Raw genomic sequence first — 17,054 nt, 5'->3', positions numbered from 1 at the left:
AGCCATCTGCGCTCAGGCCGTTTGTCGATGGTCCTCCGCCGCCGCCCCGGTGCCGAGATCAAGCAGCCGCCGGGGCCAGACGACCTCCACCACCGCGCCGCTGCCCGCCGGAGGCAGCCCGCGCAGCCAGCCACTGTCTGAGCCATTGGCAAAGCGCAGCCGCCCGCCGCCGCGCTCCAGAAAGGTTTTCGCGATGAACAGTCCCAGCCCCATGCCCTCGTAAGCGGGGCGGGCCGCGTCGCCTGCCGGGCTGCCGCGCCGGCGCAAGAAAGGATCGCCAATGCGCCCCAGATCCTGCGGCGGAAACCCCGGCCCGTCGTCGATGATACGCACCGAGATACTGTCCTGCGTCCATTCCGTTTCGATCCAGACAGTGGTTTCGGCGAAATCCACAGCGTTCTGAATGAGGTTGCGAAGCCCGTAGATGATCTCTGGCTTGCGCGGTATCGTCGGCGAGCGTCCATGATCGTGGACCATGGGATTGTCCGAGAATATCACCGCTTTGCCCCGGTCGAGATGCGGCTCGGCGGCCTCTTTGATCACGGCCGTGAGGGGGGCGCGCTGCATATGCGGGTCGTCCTTTCGCGAACGCCCCATATCGCGCAGAATGTCGCGGCAGCGGTCCGCCTGATCGCTGATCAGGGCCGCGTCATCGGCAAGGTCCGGTCGGTCCTCCAACTCGCCCAGCAACTCGGTGCTGGCCAGTTTGATCGTGGCCAGTGGCGTGCCCAGTTCATGCGCGGCCGCCGCCACCACACCGCTGAGGTCCGACAGTTTCTGCTCGCGTGCCAGCACCATCTGCGTCGCGGAAAGCGCATCGGCCATGGAATGCACTTCGGAAGTGATCCGGCGGGAATATGCGCTGGTAAAGACAATCGCGATCAAAAGCGCGATCCATTGGCCAAAGACAAAGATGCGCGGCAGTTCCAGCGCCTCGCCGGATTCCGTGACCAGCGGCAAATGCCACAGGGCCAGCGCCGAGGCGGCGATGATCGCGGTTCCGCAAAGCACCAAGGTCGAGCGCAGACTAAGCGCCGTGGCCGAGATCGTCACCGGGGCCAGCAGCAGCAGGGCGAAGGGGTTGTGCAGCCCCCCTGTCAGCCCCAGAAGCGCGGTGAGTTGCAGCAGATCAAAGAGCACCATGGCAAGGTTCTCTGCTTCCGTCAGACGTTTGTTCTGTGGAAAGACAAAGCCGGCCACAAGGTTGCCCACCACCGACGCGCCGATCACCAGATAGCAAAGCCCGAAAGCCAGCTGCATGCCGAACATCCATTGCGCAATGGAGACGGCGGCCAGCTGTCCGAAAATGGCGAACCAGCGCAGCAGGATCATCGTGCGCAGTCTGATCCAACTGGCACGGGTGCGCCCGCTCAGGGGCCGTATGTCTGCCTGCGTCATCTTTGCCCCTTCACATTATTGCGTCTTGCATCGCCTGCGATCTAGCGTAGGTCTGCCGCGAAACACGATCAAGAGCGCCCGGCGGCGCAGGAGGCTGACATGAAACGGATGGTGGCATTTGGCGCTGTGGGCGTTGCGGCGGTATTTCTGGCAGGCACGGCCTTTATGGTCCTGCAGGGAGGGGATGACCCCTATGCGTCCTGCCGCTCCAGTCAAGTGGCGGGCGGCGATATCGGCGGGCCGTTTGAGCTGGTCAATGGCGCGGGCGAGACTGTGACCGATGCGGAAGTGATCACCGAACCGGCGCTGATCTATTTCGGCTATACCTCTTGCCCCGATGTTTGCCCGCTGGACGTGGACCGCAATGCCGCAGCGACCGAGATCCTCGAAGAACGCGGCCAGAGCATCACCCCGGTTTTCATCACCGTCGACCCCGCGCGCGACACGCCCAAGGTCGTGGGCGAGTATGCCGAGGCCATGCACCCGCGCATGGTGGGGCTGACCGGATCGCCGGAACAGGTGAAGGCTGCCAGCCAAGCCTATCGCACCTATTTCAAGCTGCATCCGCCGCAGGACGGTGAATATCTCGTCGACCATTCGACTTTCAGCTATCTGGTGATGCCCGGCGAAGGGGTGGTCGATTTCTTCCGCCGCGAGGTCCGGCCAGAGGAGATGGCGGACAAGATCGGCTGTTTCCTCGACCAACGGTAAATTGACCATCGGCGGCCCGCGCCCCATATAAGGCCCGAGAGGGGACGTTCATGCCGGATATTGCTGACCTTGGTCCAGACCGCACGCTGCTGCTGGTGGATGATGATGAGCCGTTTTTGCGCCGCCTTGCCAAAGCGATGGAAAAACGTGGTTTTGAGGTGGAAACCGCGGGGTCGGTGTCGGCGGGCAAGGCCATTGCCACGGCGCGGCCCCCGGCCTTTGCCGTGGTCGACCTGCGGCTTCAGGATGGCAACGGGCTTGATGTGGTCGAAGTGCTCCGCGAGCGGCGGACCGATACACGGGTGGTGGTGCTGACCGGCTATGGCGCGATTGCCACGGCGGTGGCGGCGGTAAAGTCGGGCGCGACCGACTATCTGTCCAAACCTGCCGATGCCAATGACATCGTCAACGCCTTGCTGGCGACCGGGGGGGATCTGCCCGAACCACCCGAAAACCCGATGAGCGCGGATCGGGTGCGGTGGGAGCATATCCAGCGGGTCTATGAGCTCTGCGACCGCAATGTCTCGGAAACCGCACGGCGGCTGAACATGCACCGGCGGACCTTGCAGCGCATTCTCGCCAAACGCTCGCCGCGCTAAAGCTCGAAGCGTTTCCAGATCCGATCGACGCGGCTGCCATCGGCGAGCTTGCTGTTGGGCAGCCGTTTGAAATCCTCAAACCCCCGGCTTTGGTAATAGGCCAGACCGCCCGCATTATCGGCGCGGATGATCGCGTGGATATGGCGGTAGCCGAGGGCGCGCGCCGCCTGTTTCGTTTGCTCAAAAAGCGCGGAGCCGATGCCCAAGCCGGTCTCGCCCAAACGCACAAAGGTCGCCACATCCACCCCGCCTTCGGGCAGATCGGGGTGCGGTTCGATATATTGAAAGCCTTTCAGCGAGCCGCTGCTGTCCTCCGCCAGATGCCACGCGCTGTCGGGGGCCGCCATCCAGCCTTGCAACTCTCGCGGGGTGACCGGGGCGGTCATCGCGGTCGTGCCGCCCTTTGCAATGATCGCGTTCAACAGCTCTGCCATGGCGCGGGTATCGAGCGTCCCGGCCCGGCGGATATGGATCACGCCATCTCGCGCAGCAGCGCTTCGTGCCGCGCGGTGAAATCATTGCGCACCTCGACCGGGGGGCGCAGAAGAATGGTCAGCCCCTCCATCAGCGCCGCATCCGGGCGGCCAAAAAACCGGGTCGCCTCGGCCTCCGAGAACCCGGCGATCTGGCTGGCTTCCATCCACCCGCTGACCCGGTCGGCCTTTTTGATCTGCTGCTTTACCCGCACCGGCAGATGCGCCGGCAGACCAAAGCGCAGATGCACCGCGGTGGTCAGCCGATCATCCAGCGCGCGGTAATCCGGCCCCACGGCGGCTTTCACCGGCGAGATCATGTCCCCGATCACATATTCCGGCGCGTCATGCAGCAGGGCGGCCAACCGCCATTTGGCCGGGGCGCGGGGGGCGATACGGGTGAAAATCGTTTCGACCAGCAGCGAATGTTCGGCCACGGAATAGGCGTAATCGCCCCGGGTCTGACCGTTCCACCGCGCCACAAAGGCGAGCCCATGGGCGATGTCGTCGATCTCGATATCCACCGGCGTCGGGTCCAGCAGATCAAGCCTGCGGCCCGAGAGCATCCGTTGCCATGCGCGAGGTTTTTGGGCCATGGGCTGCGGTCCTTCTCTTGGCAATCCTTTGGGAACCATTCCGGTGTATTTCTGTTCATCCCACGAAGGAGATGATCATGAAACCCGTTTTTTCCGGCCTGATATGCGCAGTCACCCTTGGCGGCTTTGCCGGTATCGCCCAAGCAGAAGAAGTCTGCATGCCGCAACATGAAATGAAGTCCGCATTGATCGATTGGTATGGCGAAGCCCCCGTCCCCGGTCAGGCGAAAGACAACAGCCAGCTTTGGGCTTCTGAGCAAACCGGGACATGGACCTTGGTGAAATCCATGGCGGACGGGAATGCCTGTGTGATGGCACAGGGCAAGAATTGGATGGAAGGCATGCCGGGCGATAAGCAACTGGCCGCCTTGCTGGACTGAACGCGGCGGCCAGCCATATAGATTGAGAACTGATCGCTGAGATGCTAGGCGACCTCCGACACCCTCAGACAGGAGCGCCGCATGGCCAAGGACTATATTGTTAAGGACATCAACCTCGCGGCCTATGGGCGCAAGGAATTGGACATTGCCGAGACCGAGATGCCGGGCCTGATGGCGCTGCGCGAGGAATATGGCGACAGCAAACCGCTCAAGGGCGCGCGGATCGTCGGCTCGCTGCATATGACCATCCAGACCGCTGTTCTGATCGAAACGCTGGTGGCCCTTGGGGCCGATGTGCGTTGGGCTTCCTGCAACATCTTCTCGACCCAGGACCACGCCGCTGCTGCCATTGCCGACGCCGGTATCCCGGTCTTTGCGATCAAAGGCCAGTCGCTGGTTGAACATTGGGATTACCTCGACAAGTCCTTCATGTTCCCCGAGGGCCCGAACCTGATCCTCGACGATGGCGGCGATGCGACGCTCTATATCCTGCTTGGCGCACGGGTCGAGAATGGCGAAGACGAGCTGATCGCCGTGCCGAAATCCGAAGAGGAAGAGGCGATTTTCGCCCAGATCAAAAAACGCATGGCGGAAAGCCCCGGCTGGTTCACCAAGATGCGCGACCAGATCAAAGGCGTGTCGGAGGAAACCACCACCGGCGTGCACCGTCTTTATGATCTGGTGAAACAGGGCCAGCTGCCCTTCCCCGCGATCAATGTGAACGACTCTGTCACCAAGTCGAAGTTCGACAATAAATACGGCTGCAAAGAGAGCCTCGTCGATGGCATTCGCCGCGCGACGGATACGATGATGGCCGGTAAGGTCGCGGTCGTGATGGGCTATGGCGATGTGGGCAAAGGCTCCGCCGCAAGCCTGCGCGGCGCCGGTGCGCGCGTGAAGGTCACCGAAGTCGACCCGATCTGCGCCTTGCAGGCGGCGATGGATGGTTTCGAAGTGGTGCTGCTGGAAGACGTTGTGGCAACGGCTGACATCTTCATCACCACCACCGGCAATAAAGACGTGATCCGCATCGAGCATATGCGCGAGATGAAGGACATGGCGATCGTTGGCAACATCGGCCATTTCGACAATGAAATTCAGGTCGCCAACCTCAGAAACCACAAATGGACCAATATCAAAGAACAGGTGGACATGATCGAGATGCCGAACGGCAACCGTCTGATCCTGCTCTCCGAGGGCCGTTTGCTGAACCTCGGCAACGCCACCGGCCACCCGTCCTTCGTCATGTCCGCCTCCTTTACCAATCAGGTGCTGGCGCAGATCGAGCTTTGGGAAAACACCGATAAATACGACAATGACGTGTATATCCTGCCGAAACATCTGGACGAAAAGGTCGCGCGTCTGCATCTCGACCGCATTGGCGTGAAACTGTCCAAGCTGGACCCGGAGCAGGCCGCCTATATCGGCGTGTCGCCTGAGGGCCCGTTTAAGCCAGAGCATTACCGTTACTGACAGGCCGGCGGTTCTCTGCCGAAAATTTTGGAAAGCACCGTCTGAATGGCTTCAGGCGGTGCTTTTGTATTTGGCAGGATAAGTCATGGAAATTAATAGATATTTTCCTATGATCGGCGGATTCAAGCACATTCTCGCCCGGGCCTGAAGGCAGTCGGAACACTTCCCGGAGAGCGGTGTTTCCTCCCCAGACCAACACCGAAAGGAGTTCGAAAATGAAACGTACATTCCTGAAGTCGACCGTCGCCGCTCTCGCTCTGACAGCAGGCACCGCCTTTGCACAAGATGTAGACGCCACCGCCGGCGCGGCTGCGGAGGCCGAAGCCACCGTGACGGGTGAAAACGTAAGCAACACCGCCGATGATCTCGGCAATTCGCTGAAAAAGCAGGCTGAGGATACAGCCCAGTCTCTCCGGGATACCGCGGATGACACCGCCGATGCCGTCGATGACGCTGTCGACTCGGCCACCGGAACCGCCAGCGCGGACGTTGACGCTGATGTCGAGACCGACAGCGAAATGGCCTCCGACACGGAGATGGAGACAGACACCACTCTGGATGCAGAGGCTGACCTGAACGGCAATACAGATTCTGAGTCGAACGCGACCCTGAGCGCCGAGACCGGTGGTGACATCGACAGCGCCACAGACACCGATCTGGCCGCAGATGATGACGCGGAACTTGAGAGCGATACCGACCTGACCGCAGGCGTGTCGTCGGATACCGAAACCACCATGGAAACCGATGTCACCCGCACCGACACCAGCATGAGCAATGCCTTTTCGGGCATGGTTGCCGGTGACCTGATCGGTCAAACCGTTGTCGAAGCCGATGGCGAAGAAGTCGGTGAAGTCGACTCCGTGATCAAGACCGACAATGGCTATGCAGCCGTCGTTGGCGTGGGCGGTTTCCTGGGCCTTGGTGAGCGTTCCGTCGCTGTGCCGCTGGAAGAGATTTCCATGGCCGCTGAAAACGACCTGAAGCTGAGCGTCTGGACCAAAGCCGAGCTGGAAGCCCAGCCTGAGCTGAACACCGACGAGGTCGAAGCGCTTGAGAATGACGCGCCCCTCGACGACGCGTCCTAAGCACAGCTCATTTGACCTTGCGAGAGGCGCCCCATGCGGGCGCCTCTTTTCCTTTCTGGCGCTGAGTAAATGGACGCAGAAAAATGTTTTGCGAAACAGTGATTTGGCCGTAGGCTGCCGGTCAAGGACCCTACCGAGGGCCATAATTTCACTAGGGAGTATTACTATGGGCAAAAGAGACGAGTGGATCGAAAAATACGCCGAGGACCTGCGCAACAAATGCGGTGTAGAGCCGGATATGGATTTGTTGACCAAAGTGACCATCGGCTGCGGCCCGTCGATCTATAACGCCGACGCTCAAACCGTTTCGGCCGGCGATACCGCAGAGCTGAACACGGTGAAGGACAACTTCCTGATCAAGAAGCTTGGCCTGCCGGATGATGAGCATCTGATGGGCGGCATTCAAAAGGCGATCGAGACCTATGGCCGTTCCGAGCGCAACAAATACCGCGCCGTGATCTATTACCTGCTGGTCAAGCATTTTGGCAAAGAGAACGTCTATGGGTAACACCCGGAAAAGAGGCCTAACTCTTTGTTTATAGGTAAATAAGACCTTAATGACGGCTCGATGTGGTTAAGCGCGTCTTTCGTTTTTCCAAGGGCTTTGAGATACTCGGAAGTTGCCTAGAACAGGGCTTTCGGGTATCCCTATTACATCGGCCAGGACGGCCAGAACGAGATTTCGAATACGTGTGTGGTGGATTTGGGAGCACACGGGGTGAGAAAGGGTTCTGGCGGGGTGCCGGAGCCCTTTTTTCATGTGTCGATACCCCCTGCCATGGGCTGCTAGGGCGTCGTATTGCCCAAGCCGCAGATGATGTCCCATTCCTGCGCTGTCACCGGCTGAACCGATAGGCGCGGGCTTTTGACCAAGACCATCTCGCTCAACCGAGGGTCGGCCTTGATCGTATCAAGGGTCACGGGCGTCTTGAAAGGCCGCAGAGCTTTGACGTCCACACAGTCCCAGCGGTCATCCTCTGTGGTGCTGTCGGGATGCGCTTCGGCGCAGACCTCTACGATCCCTACAATCTCGCGGTCTTTTTGCGAGTGGTAAAAAAAGCCCAGATCGCCAAGCCGCATGTCGCGCATGAAGTTGCGCGCCTGGTAATTGCGCACCCCATCCCATTCCTCACCGGCTTCACCCTTGGCCAGTTGGTCTTCCCAACTCCAAGTCGCCGGTTCGGTTTTGAACAACCAATAGGCCATCAGCCGATCACCCGGTTCCAATGGGTCAGGGTCACGCTTTTGAACAGCCCGGCCTTGGCATAAGGATCGTTGTCGGCCCATGTCCGCGCCGCCGCCATGTCGGGGACATCAAGAATGATGAGCGAGCCGATCATGCCGCCGTCATCGTCCAGCAGAGGCCCGGCCTGGGCAACCGCATCGCTGGACTTCAGATAGGCCAGATGGTCGGGGCGGTTCTCCTGCCGGATCGACAGCGCATCGGATTTGTCATGGGCGATGAGGGCAACAAACATATCATTCTTCCTTTAACGGGCGGGTGAGTAGGGATTTCAGGGCAGTGGCGACATCGAGTTCATTGTCGAGCAGACCGGCCACCGCGCGGGTGATGGGCATATCGAGCGCGGCCTCCCGCGCCAGCGCATCGACAGCGCGCGCCGTGGCGGCGCCTTCGACGGTGGTGTCCGCGTCAAAGGCGCGGCCCGCCCCGAGCGATTGCCCCAAACGGTAATTGCGCGATTGTTCCGAGGTGCAGGTCAGCGTCAAATCTCCGAAGCCTGACAACCCGGAGAGTGTCGTCGGCTCCGCCTGCAAATGCGCGGCAAGACGCTGCATTTCCGCATAGCCGCGGGTCATCACGGCAGCGCGCGCACTTTCCCCAAGCCCCGCGCCGATGGCGGCACCGCTGGCGATGGCGATCACATTCTTCAACGCCCCGCCCAGTTCGGCACCGATGGTATCCGTGGTGCGGTAAAGCCGGATGTTCTCTGCGGTGAGCTCTTTTTGCAGATAGGCCCCCGCGCTGGCATCGGCGCAGGCAAGGGTCAAGGCGGTGGGAAGGCCGCGGGCGATATCGGCGGCAAAGCTTGGCCCGGTCAGGATCGCCGCGGTGGCATCGGGAATGGTCTGGCCGATGATCGTGACCGGCCCCAGCCCGCTGCGCAATTCGATGCCCTTGCAGCAGGCAACAAGATGTTTCCCGGCCAGATCGGCGGCATGGGTCTCAAGCAATTCGCGCAGCTTTTGCATCGGCACCGCGAGCAGCAGAATATCGGCCTGTGCCGCCTGCGCGAAATCTTCCGTTACAGCCAGACCATCGGGAAAGGCACAGCCCGGCAGGCGTTTGCCGTTTTCCCGCCTCCGGTCCATATCGCCCGCCTGCCGTGCCCAGAGGGTGACAGGCTCCTTGCGGGCCAGTGAGATTGCCAATGCGGTGCCAAAGGCCCCCGCCCCGAGAACCGAAATGCTCATGCCTTGGCCCCTTTCTTGCCACTGCCCAACATCGACGGGCGCTGCGTATCAAGCGGCCAGCGCGGGCGGGCCGAGAGGCCCAGATCATCGGGCCCCCGCTCCGCCGCCTGTTCGGCAGCGGCAAAGGCGATCATCGCCGCATTGTCGGTGCACAGCGCCAGCGGCGGGGCGATGAAACGTGCCGCTTGTTCCTCTGCAACCGCCTCAAGCGCCATGCGAATGGACCGGTTCGCCGCCACACCGCCGGCCACGCAAAGCCCGCGCGGGGCGTCTTGCGGATAGTCGGCAAAGGCGCGGCGGGTCTTTTTCGCCAGCACCTCGACCACGGCAGCCTGAAACCCGGCCGCAAGATCGGCCTGATCTTGCCGCGTCAGCCCCCCGGCCTCGGCCATCGCCCTATCCCGGGCGCGTAGAACCGCCGTTTTCAGCCCCGAGAATGACATATCGCAGCCGTCGCGATCCAGCAGCGGTCGGGGCAGCGCGAAACGTTCCGGGTCTCCGGCTTTGGCGCATTGTTCAATCGCGGGGCCGCCGGGCTGGGGCAGGCCCAGCAACCTTGCGACCTTGTCAAAGGCTTCGCCCGGCGCGTCGTCGATGGTGCCACCGAGCCGCTCAAAATCACTCGGCCCGCGCACCAAGAGAAACTGGCAATGCCCGCCCGAGACCAGCAACATCAGATAGGGAAAGGGCACAGCGTCGGTCAGCCGGGGCGTCAGCGCATGACCCGCGAGGTGATTGACCCCGTAAAGCGGTTTGCCCGTCGCCGCCGACAGCCCCTTGGCGCACATCACGCCCGAGACCACGCCGCCGATCAGCCCCGGCCCGGCGGTCACGGCGATGGCGTCGATCTGGGGCAGGGCGAGCCCGGCCTCGGCCAGCGCATCCTCGACACAGTGATCGAGCTTTTCGGCATGGGCGCGGGCCGCGATCTCGGGCACCACGCCGCCGAAATTGGCATGAAGCGCGGTCTGGCCCGCGACGACAGAGGACAGCACCGCGCCGCGCCCCTCTGCGTCAATCTGCACGATGGCGGCGGCGGTATCGTCGCAGCTGCTTTCCAATCCGAGAATGAGCTGAGGTCTGGGCATGGGGGCTTTCCGTTGCAAGGCACCTGTACCGCAGGTAACACCGCTGTCACGCGCAAACAATGCCGGAGCCAACACATGGCGCAGCCAAGACTGCTTCTGACACGCCCGCCAAAAGGGTCGGCCCAATTTCTCGATCGGTTGTCCCCCGCCCTGCACGAAGGGGTGGTGATCTCGCCTTTGCTAGAGATCACCCCCAGCGAAGGCCAAGCCGATCTGAGCCCCTATGCCGGGGTGATCTTTACCTCGGCCAATGCGGTGGCGAATGCGCCGGCGGGGGCGGGGCGTCCGGCCTATTGCGTGGGGCCGCAAACCACGGAGGCCGCTCTTGCCGCTGGCTGGCGGGCGCAGATGGCGGGCTATGATGCGGTCTCAATGGTAGCGGAACTCTCCGGGCGCGCCGATCTTGGCCCCTTGCTGCATCTGGCGGGGCGGCACCGGCGCGGCGACGTGGCCGGGGACCTCACGGCGACCGGGCTGACCACCGATGTCCACACGCTTTACGACCAGCGTCTCTTGCCGCTTTCCGATGAGGCGCAAAGCCTGCTGCGATCGGGCGACCCGGTGCTGGTGCCGCTCTTCTCTCCGCGCAGCGCAGAGCAGTTTGTGCAATCCGCCGCCAGCACCGCCAATGTGCTTGCGGTTTCAATCAGCGATGCGGCGGCTGGGGCGCTTGAAGGCTTGCCCCTGCGCGCGCATGATGTGGCGGCGCTGCCAACCGGAGAAGCCATGGCGGAAGCCGTTGAAAAACTGTTTCGCCGCTCCACCTTGCCTTGAGAGGCGCAAATATGCCGGGTAAGCTTGCCGCGGCAAGCGATAGACAGGTTCAGAATCGGAAAGGCGGGCGGCGTGGCGAAACCCAAAAAGACTGTCACTAAAGGCGAAGAAACTGAGACCGCAGCCGATAAAACGGTTTCAGATCAGCCAGATACGGCAAGGCAGAAGCCTGAGGATACGCCAGAGGTGACGCAGCCCGAGGGCAAGGCGTCATCGACGCCCGGGACGGATAAGCCAGAGGCGAAAGCCGGGGAGGTGCCAGAGAAGGACAATGTGGCCAAATCTGCTGCAAAGACCTCCTCCGAGGTCGAGACCGCTGCCGCGGCTGAAAAACCGGATGCCGCGCCCAAGTCTGACGATGCCAAATCAGACGGTGCGAAGTCGAAAACGAGCACAGCCCCGGCAGGTGCCCCGGCGAAATCGCCGTCTGTGACCTCGGGAAAAGGTAAGACCGAAACGCCCGCGGCGGCAACCGCCAAGCCGAAGACGCCCCCCGCCGAGAAAGACAGCAGCAAGACGCCTTGGGAAAAGGAGGCGGGAAAAACGACCAGCGCATCGTCTGCCGGCACCACCTCGACGGCAAAGCCGGACACCGTAAAACCAGACACCGCGAAACCGAGCGATAAAACCCCAGCCGCGAAACCCACACAGGACACGAAGGCGTCAGAGCCTGCCGCCAAAGAACGCAAACGCAGCGTCTTTCTTCCGATGGTGCTGGGCGGTCTCATCGCCGGGGGGCTGGGCTTTGCGGCGTCGGAATATGACGTGCTTGGCAACCGGGCGCAGAGCGAAGGCGAGGTGCAGGCCGCGCTCGACGCCCAGCAGGCGCGTATTGCAGAGCTGGAAGCCCGCGCCGATGCCCCCGCGCCAGAGCCGGAAAGCCTGCCCGAAGTCGATGCCTTGACCGAGGAACTGGCCAGCGCGCGCGAAGAGCTGGCGAACCTTCAGGAGCAGGTCGCCGGGATCGACAGCCGCTTGACCACGGTCGAAAAACAGCCCGCCTCCGGCGGTGACAATGAAATCGCCGTCGCCGCCTTTGAGCGCGAGATGGCGGCGCTGCGGAATTCTGTCGCGGCACAGCGCAGCGAAATCGAAAGCCTGCTGGAAAACGCGCAGAGCGTGGAAGAGGCCACCGCCGAAGCGGCTGAAGCCGCCCGTGCGCAAACGGCGATGTCGCGCATTAACACGGCCCTTGCAGCCGGGCGACCCTTTGACGCTGCCCTGAACGAATTGCAGGCCGCAGGGGTCGAAGATATTCCCGAGGCGCTGCGCGACGCGAGCGGCGGTGTTGTCACCCTGGCCAACCTGCAATCGCGCTATCCTGACGCCGCCCGTGCGGCCCTTGCCACCGCGCGGGCCGAGGTGCCGGAGGAGGGTGAGGGCGGTTTTGGCAGCTTCCTGAAACGCCAGTTGGGCGCGCGTTCCGTCGCCCCGCGCGAGGGGACGGACCCGGACGCGATCCTGTCGCGCGCCGAAGCGGCCGTGCGCGATGGCCGTTTAACCGATGCGCTGGCCGAGATCGAAACACTTTCCGACCCGGCGCAGGACGCCATGGCGGACTGGCTTACCGATGCCCGCGCCCGTCAAGCGGCGGAAAGCGCCGCGGACGACCTGTCACAACGCCTGACGGCAAACTGAGGAACGACACATGCTCTGGTCTCTAATTAAAATCGTTCTTTTCGTTGTGCTGGTGGCCGCGCTCGCCTGGGGGGCGGGGTTCCTGCTGGAAAGCGAAGGCGGGATTCAACTGACCGTGGCGGGGACGGAATATACCCTTGGGCCCTTGCAGTCGGTGATCGCGATCCTGCTGTTGATGTTTGCGGTCTGGGTGCTGCTTAAGATCGTGGCGCTGCTTTCGGCCACCTGGCATTTCCTGAACGGCGATGAGACCGCCCTGTCGCGCTATTTTGACCGCAACCGCGAGCGCAAAGGCTATCAGGCGCTGTCTGACGGGTTGATGGCGCTGGCCAGCGGTGAGGGGCAGCTCGCTATGGCGAAAGCCGCAAAAGCGGATCGTTATCTGAAACGCCCCGCCTTGACCAATCTGCTCACCGCCCAAGCCGCCGAACTGGCCGGAGACCGGCGCAAGGCGGAGCGGACCTATCGCAAGCTGGTCGAGGACGAAAAGACCCGCTTTGTCGGGGTGCGCGGGATCATGAAGCAAAAGCTGGCCGAGGGGGATACGGATACCGCCTTGAAACTGGCCGAGAAAGCCTTTGCGCTGAAGCCGAACCATGTGGAAACCAGCGACACGCTGCTTAAGCTTCAGGCCGACCAGCATGATTGGACCGGGGCGCGTCAGACATTGCAGGCCAAATACAAGAACGGCCAACTGCCGCGCGATGTGCACAAGCGCCGCGATGCCGTTCTCGCGCTGTCAGAGGCCCGCGACGTGATCGCCGAAGGCAACAGCATTGAGGCGCGGGAAGCCGCGATCGAGGCCAACCGTTTGTCGCCTGATCTGGTCCCCGCGGCGGTCATGGCCGCGCGTGGCTATATCGCGCAGGACAAGCCGCGCTACGCCTCCAAGATCCTGCAAAAGGCGTGGAGCGTTCACCCGCATCCCGATCTGGCCGCTGCCTTTGCAGAGATCCAGCCCGACGAGTCGCCGCAGCAGCGGATCAAGCGGTTCCGTGCCCTGACCAAATCGCAGCCCGATCATCCCGAGACCAAGATGCTGCTGGCCGAATTGCATATCGCCAACGAAGATTTCCCCGAAGCCCGCCGTGCGCTCGGCAATCTGGTGGAGACCGATCCCACGGCCCGTTCCGTCACCCTGATGGCCGCGATCGAGCGGGGTGAGGGCGCCTCGGATACGGTGGTCAAAGGCTGGCTCACACGGGCGCTCAATGTCTCGCGCGGGCCGCAGTGGATCTGCGAGAATTGCCACCATATCCATGCCGAATGGAAGCCGATCTGCGAGAACTGCAACAGCTTCGATACGCTGGAATGGAAGAGCCCCCCGCTCTCCGAAGTGGCCACGCCGAGCGGTGTGCAGATGCTGCCGCTGATCGTGGGGACGCCGGAGGCGACGCCGACCGAAGGCGCGCTAACCACGCGTAGCGATCATATCGAAGAGGCGGAACTGGTGACCGAGCCCGAGGAGCCCAGCGACCCCGAGGCACCCCGGCGGGCGCCGGACCCTACAGCTTGATGTCGTAGGTGACCCAGTTGGTCCGGGTGGCCAGTTTGTCATAGACCCCACGGCCGCGGTAATTATCCTCGGCCGTGATCCAGCGCACGAGGCTCCAGCCGCGTTTCTTTGCGATCTTTGCCACCTCTCCGATCAGCGCCTCCGCCGCCCCGCTGCCGCGGGCTTCGGGGGCCACGAAAAGATCGTCGAGAAAGCAGCCGGTCGCCGCCGCCAAGGGGCGGGCGAAATGCCGGAAATGCGTGAGGCCGATCACCCGGCCTTCGCCGTCTTCGCAGACCAGCCCTTCGACTTCGGTCAGCGGATCATGCAACCAAGACCAGACCCGCGCACGCATCTCCGGCGTCTGCTCGACCTTGTAAAATTCGGCATAGCCTTGATAGAGCCGCTCCCAATCAGCGCGGTCATGGTCTTTCACGGTGCGGACGATAAGGTCGGACATGGCGGGCTCCCTTCGCTGACTGCGCGATCTTTGCCCCAGTAGGTTCAGAAATCCAGCCCTAGGTCCAGCGTTGTCGCAGAATGTGTCAGCGCGCCCATGGAGATATAGTGCACCCCTGTCGCCGCGACCTCGGCAAGACGCGGCAGGGCCATATTGCCCGAGGCTTCCAACACGATGCGCCCCTGTGCCATTTCGACCGCCTGCGCGAGCGTAGGCGTGTCCATATTGTCCAGAAGCACCACATCCGCGCCGCCTTCGTCCAAGACCTCTTCAAGCTGCGCCAGCGTGTCGACCTCGATCTCGACCCGGATCATATGCGAGGCATTGGCCTTGACCGCCTGCAAGACGGGCCGGATGCCCCCGGCAGCGGCGATATGGTTGTCCTTGATCAGGATCGCGTCGGAGAGGGAGAAGCGGTGGTTGAACCCGCCACCATGCAGCACCGCCTGTTTTTCCACCATCCGCAGCCCCGGCGTTGTCTTGCGGGTGCAGGTGATGCGGGTCTCGGTGCCCTTCGTTTCGGCGACGCAGGCCGCCGTCAGGCTGGCGATGCCCGAGAGCCGCCCGGCAAAGTTCAGCGCCACACGTTCCGCCGAGAGAATCGCGGCGGCGCACCCTTCGATCTCCATCAGCACATCGCCTTTGGCGATCCTGTTGCCGTCTTCTTTCAGCGTGCGCAGCTCAAGCCTGGGGTCGACGAGGTGAAAGGCCAGCCGCGCAATCTGCATGCCTGAGACGACCCCCTCGGCGCGGGCGCGCAGCCGAGCGGTATAGGTCGTCCCCTCGGGGATCACGCTGCGGGTCGTGACATCGCCATAGGTGCCGAGATCTTCCATCAAGGCGGCGCGGACCAGCGGCTCAAGGATCAGGTCGGGCAGGGCGGTGGTCATCTTGGGGCGTCCTCAAGGTTGGAGCGGCGGGCCGTGGCCTCGGCCAATGTCATGAAACTGCGCGCGGCTTCGGGAAGTGTCTCGGGATAATCAGTGCGGCAATGCGCGCCCCGGCTTTCGCGGCGGGCAAGGGCCGCAGCGGCGATCAGCGTCGCGGTGGCGGTCATGTTTTGCAACTGCGCGCAAGCGGGCTGCGCGGCTTCAATCTCAGCGATCACGGTCAAACCGCGTTGCAGCCCCGCCGCATCGCGCAGCACGCCGACCTCGGCGGTCATGATCTGGCGCAGGCGGGCAACGAGAGCTTCATCCGGGGTCTCGCCAGCCGCCAAACCCGGCAGTTGCACGTCGTCGTTGTCGCCCGTGCCGCATTCCTCAAGCATGTCCTGCGCCGCGCGGCGGGCAAAGACCAGCGCTTCGAGCAGTCCGTTGGAGGCAAGCCGGTTCGCGCCGTGCAGACCGGTCGAAGACGCCTCTCCACAGACCCAAAGCCCCGCGAGGCTTGAGCGGCCATGCGCATCCGTGGCGATGCCGCCCATGTGGTAATGCGCGGCGGCGGCCACCGGGATGGGCTCGCGCACCGGGTCGATGTCATTGCGCGCGCAGGCGGCGGCGACGGCGGGGTAGTCACTCAGCACCGCCGCGCCCAAGGCCGCACGGGTGTCGAGCATCGGGCGCAGCCCCGCTTGGGTCTGGGCAAAGATGGCCCGGGCCACGATGTCACGCGGGGCGAGTTCGGCGAGGGGGTGAACCGCCTCCATGAAACGCGCGCCTTCGTGGTTGATGAGATGCGCTCCGGCCCCGCGCAATGCCTCTGTCGCCAAAGGCGCGGGGTCTTCGCCGCAGTCGATGGCAGTGGGGTGGAACTGCACGAACTCCGCATCGGCAATGAGCGCACCCGCCCGCGCCGCCATGCCGATCACCTGCCCGCGAATACGCGCCGGGTTGGTCGTCAGCGCATAGAGCCCGCCGGAGCCCCCGCCCGCCAGCAAGACCCCCGCGCCGCGCAGCATCACGGGGGCGGAGCCTTCGGGCCGGGAGAGTTCAACCTCAACCCCGGTGACCTTGGTGCCATCGCTCTCCAAGCCACGCGCCAGCACCCCTTCGAACACTTGGATCGACGGCGTGTCGCGCAGCTTTTCAATCAGCGCGCGCATGATCTCGGCCCCGGCCTGGTCGCCCTGCACCCGCACCACGCGGGCAAAGCTATGCGCCGCCTCGCGCGACAGGACATAGCCGCCATCGGCGCTGCGGTCGAAGGCGGTGCCAAAGTCGGTCAGGGCGAGGATATGGGCGCGGGCCTCATCCGTGACGGTGGCGGCGACGCGCGGCTCAACCGTGCCCGCCCCGGCCTTGATGGTGTCGAGCGCATGGACCTCGGGACTGTCGGCCTGCGCCATCGCGGCGGCGACACCGCCCTGCGCCCAAGCGGAACTGGCCCCCGATCCCAGCGGATCGGGCGAGATCAGCAAGACGGGGCGCGGCGCGAGGCATAGCGCGGCATAGAGCGCGCCCAGACCGGCCCCAACGATCATGATCCTGCCGGTTGTGATCTGCTCCACGC

General features: G+C 63.3%; 19 protein-coding genes. 9 read left to right on the top strand and 10 right to left on the bottom strand.

All coding sequences use genetic code 11. The features are described from left to right. Positions 1 to 12 precede the first annotated feature (12 nt). Entirely contained in the window at positions 13 to 1,398 is a 1,386-nt protein-coding gene (regB, locus tag AB4M76_RS13845; protein WP_368442535.1) for a sensor histidine kinase RegB, read from the bottom strand. A 99-nt stretch (positions 1,399 to 1,497) separates the two neighbouring features. Here regB and AB4M76_RS13840 point away from each other — a divergent pair, with 99 nt between their 5' ends. Both AB4M76_RS13840 and AB4M76_RS13835 read left to right on the top strand, forming a co-directional pair. After that, on the top strand, positions 1,498 to 2,109 hold the full coding sequence (locus tag AB4M76_RS13840; RefSeq protein ID WP_368442533.1) for an SCO family protein: 612 nt from the start codon (positions 1,498 to 1,500) through the stop codon (positions 2,107 to 2,109). Positions 2,110 to 2,159: 50 nt separating this feature from the next. Beyond that, positions 2,160 to 2,708: an ActR/PrrA/RegA family redox response regulator transcription factor gene (locus AB4M76_RS13835; RefSeq protein ID WP_368442532.1), complete on the top strand. Its 549-nt coding sequence runs from the start codon at positions 2,160 to 2,162 to the stop codon at positions 2,706 to 2,708. Here the strand turns inward: AB4M76_RS13835 and AB4M76_RS13830 are convergent. Both AB4M76_RS13830 and AB4M76_RS13825 read right to left on the bottom strand, forming a co-directional pair. After that, complete coding sequence (locus tag AB4M76_RS13830; RefSeq protein WP_368442531.1) at positions 2,705 to 3,184, bottom strand: N-acetyltransferase family protein; 480 nt, start codon at positions 3,182 to 3,184, stop codon at positions 2,705 to 2,707. The two genes, AB4M76_RS13835 and AB4M76_RS13830, sit on opposite strands and share 4 nt — an antisense overlap. Continuing rightward, complete coding sequence (locus AB4M76_RS13825) at positions 3,181 to 3,777, bottom strand: HD domain-containing protein (RefSeq protein ID WP_368442530.1); 597 nt, start codon at positions 3,775 to 3,777, stop codon at positions 3,181 to 3,183. Before AB4M76_RS13825 ends, AB4M76_RS13830 begins: the two co-directional genes overlap by 4 nt. 77 nt (positions 3,778 to 3,854) lie before the next feature. On the opposite strand from AB4M76_RS13825, the gene AB4M76_RS13820 reads away from it, so the two are divergent. The 4 genes from AB4M76_RS13820 (at position 3,855) to AB4M76_RS13805 (ending at position 7,223) form a co-directional block, all read left to right on the top strand. Further along, positions 3,855 to 4,157, top strand: a complete 303-nt coding sequence (locus tag AB4M76_RS13820) for an S-adenosyl-L-homocysteine hydrolase (RefSeq protein WP_368442529.1) — start codon at positions 3,855 to 3,857, stop codon at positions 4,155 to 4,157. A gap of 81 nt (positions 4,158 to 4,238) precedes the next feature. Then, positions 4,239 to 5,630 carry an adenosylhomocysteinase gene (gene ahcY / locus AB4M76_RS13815; protein ID WP_368442528.1) on the top strand — a complete coding sequence of 464 codons (1,392 nt, stop codon included), beginning with the start codon at positions 4,239 to 4,241 and terminating at the stop codon, positions 5,628 to 5,630. Positions 5,631 to 5,845: 215 nt separating this feature from the next. Continuing rightward, positions 5,846 to 6,715, top strand: a complete 870-nt coding sequence (locus AB4M76_RS13810; protein WP_368442527.1) for a PRC-barrel domain-containing protein — start codon at positions 5,846 to 5,848, stop codon at positions 6,713 to 6,715. A 166-nt stretch (positions 6,716 to 6,881) separates the two neighbouring features. Beyond that, positions 6,882 to 7,223: a DUF2853 family protein gene (locus AB4M76_RS13805; protein ID WP_368442526.1), complete on the top strand. Its 342-nt coding sequence runs from the start codon at positions 6,882 to 6,884 to the stop codon at positions 7,221 to 7,223. Positions 7,224 to 7,501: 278 nt separating this feature from the next. On the opposite strand, the gene AB4M76_RS13800 is transcribed toward AB4M76_RS13805, so the two are convergent. Genes AB4M76_RS13800 through tsaD form a run of 4 tightly spaced genes read right to left on the bottom strand, consistent with a single transcriptional unit; the run spans position 7,502 to position 10,236 of the window. Beyond that, positions 7,502 to 7,921: an EVE domain-containing protein gene (locus tag AB4M76_RS13800; RefSeq protein ID WP_368442525.1), complete on the bottom strand. Its 420-nt coding sequence runs from the start codon at positions 7,919 to 7,921 to the stop codon at positions 7,502 to 7,504. Next, a complete protein-coding gene (locus tag AB4M76_RS13795) occupies positions 7,921 to 8,193 on the bottom strand; it encodes a YciI family protein (protein WP_368442524.1) in 273 nt (90 codons plus the stop codon). Before AB4M76_RS13795 ends, AB4M76_RS13800 begins: the two co-directional genes overlap by 1 nt. Before the next feature lies 1 nt (position 8,194). Further along, positions 8,195 to 9,148: an NAD(P)H-dependent glycerol-3-phosphate dehydrogenase gene (locus AB4M76_RS13790; protein WP_368442523.1), complete on the bottom strand. Its 954-nt coding sequence runs from the start codon at positions 9,146 to 9,148 to the stop codon at positions 8,195 to 8,197. After that, positions 9,145 to 10,236 (bottom strand): tRNA (adenosine(37)-N6)-threonylcarbamoyltransferase complex transferase subunit TsaD, encoded by a 1,092-nt coding sequence (gene tsaD, locus AB4M76_RS13785; protein ID WP_368442522.1) that lies wholly within the window; start codon positions 10,234 to 10,236, stop codon positions 9,145 to 9,147. The genes AB4M76_RS13790 and tsaD overlap by 4 nt, the downstream gene beginning before the upstream one ends. Positions 10,237 to 10,311: 75 nt before the next feature. On the opposite strand from tsaD, the gene AB4M76_RS13780 reads away from it, so the two are divergent. From AB4M76_RS13780 to AB4M76_RS13770, 3 genes are all read left to right on the top strand, one after another. Beyond that, positions 10,312 to 11,010 (top strand): uroporphyrinogen-III synthase, encoded by a 699-nt coding sequence (locus tag AB4M76_RS13780; protein WP_368442521.1) that lies wholly within the window; start codon positions 10,312 to 10,314, stop codon positions 11,008 to 11,010. Positions 11,011 to 11,196: 186 nt separating this feature from the next. Beyond that, the gene (locus AB4M76_RS13775) at positions 11,197 to 12,648 is read left to right on the top strand and encodes a hypothetical protein (RefSeq protein WP_368442520.1); all 1,452 of its coding nucleotides are present in this window, start codon (positions 11,197 to 11,199) and stop codon (positions 12,646 to 12,648) included. Positions 12,649 to 12,658: 10 nt separating this feature from the next. Further along, positions 12,659 to 14,164 (top strand): heme biosynthesis protein HemY, encoded by a 1,506-nt coding sequence (locus AB4M76_RS13770; protein ID WP_368442519.1) that lies wholly within the window; start codon positions 12,659 to 12,661, stop codon positions 14,162 to 14,164. Here AB4M76_RS13770 and AB4M76_RS13765 read toward each other — a convergent pair. Genes AB4M76_RS13765 through AB4M76_RS13755 form a run of 3 tightly spaced genes read right to left on the bottom strand, consistent with a single transcriptional unit; the run spans position 14,154 to position 17,052 of the window. Continuing rightward, the gene (locus AB4M76_RS13765; RefSeq protein WP_368442518.1) at positions 14,154 to 14,603 is read right to left on the bottom strand and encodes an N-acetyltransferase family protein; all 450 of its coding nucleotides are present in this window, start codon (positions 14,601 to 14,603) and stop codon (positions 14,154 to 14,156) included. The two genes, AB4M76_RS13770 and AB4M76_RS13765, sit on opposite strands and share 11 nt — an antisense overlap. A 44-nt stretch (positions 14,604 to 14,647) precedes the next feature. After that, positions 14,648 to 15,493, bottom strand: a complete 846-nt coding sequence (gene nadC, locus AB4M76_RS13760) for a carboxylating nicotinate-nucleotide diphosphorylase (RefSeq protein WP_368442517.1) — start codon at positions 15,491 to 15,493, stop codon at positions 14,648 to 14,650. Then, positions 15,490 to 17,052, bottom strand: coding sequence for an L-aspartate oxidase (locus AB4M76_RS13755; protein WP_368442516.1), 1,563 nt, complete (start codon positions 17,050 to 17,052; stop codon positions 15,490 to 15,492). The genes nadC and AB4M76_RS13755 overlap by 4 nt, the downstream gene beginning before the upstream one ends. Positions 17,053 to 17,054: the final 2 nt, after the last annotated feature.

Source organism: Sulfitobacter sp. PS-8MA, assembly GCF_040933935.1.
Lineage (GTDB): Bacteria > Pseudomonadota > Alphaproteobacteria > Rhodobacterales > Rhodobacteraceae > Sulfitobacter.
Note: the sequence above shows the minus strand (reverse complement) of the source record. Positions and strands in the feature narration are given on the sequence as shown.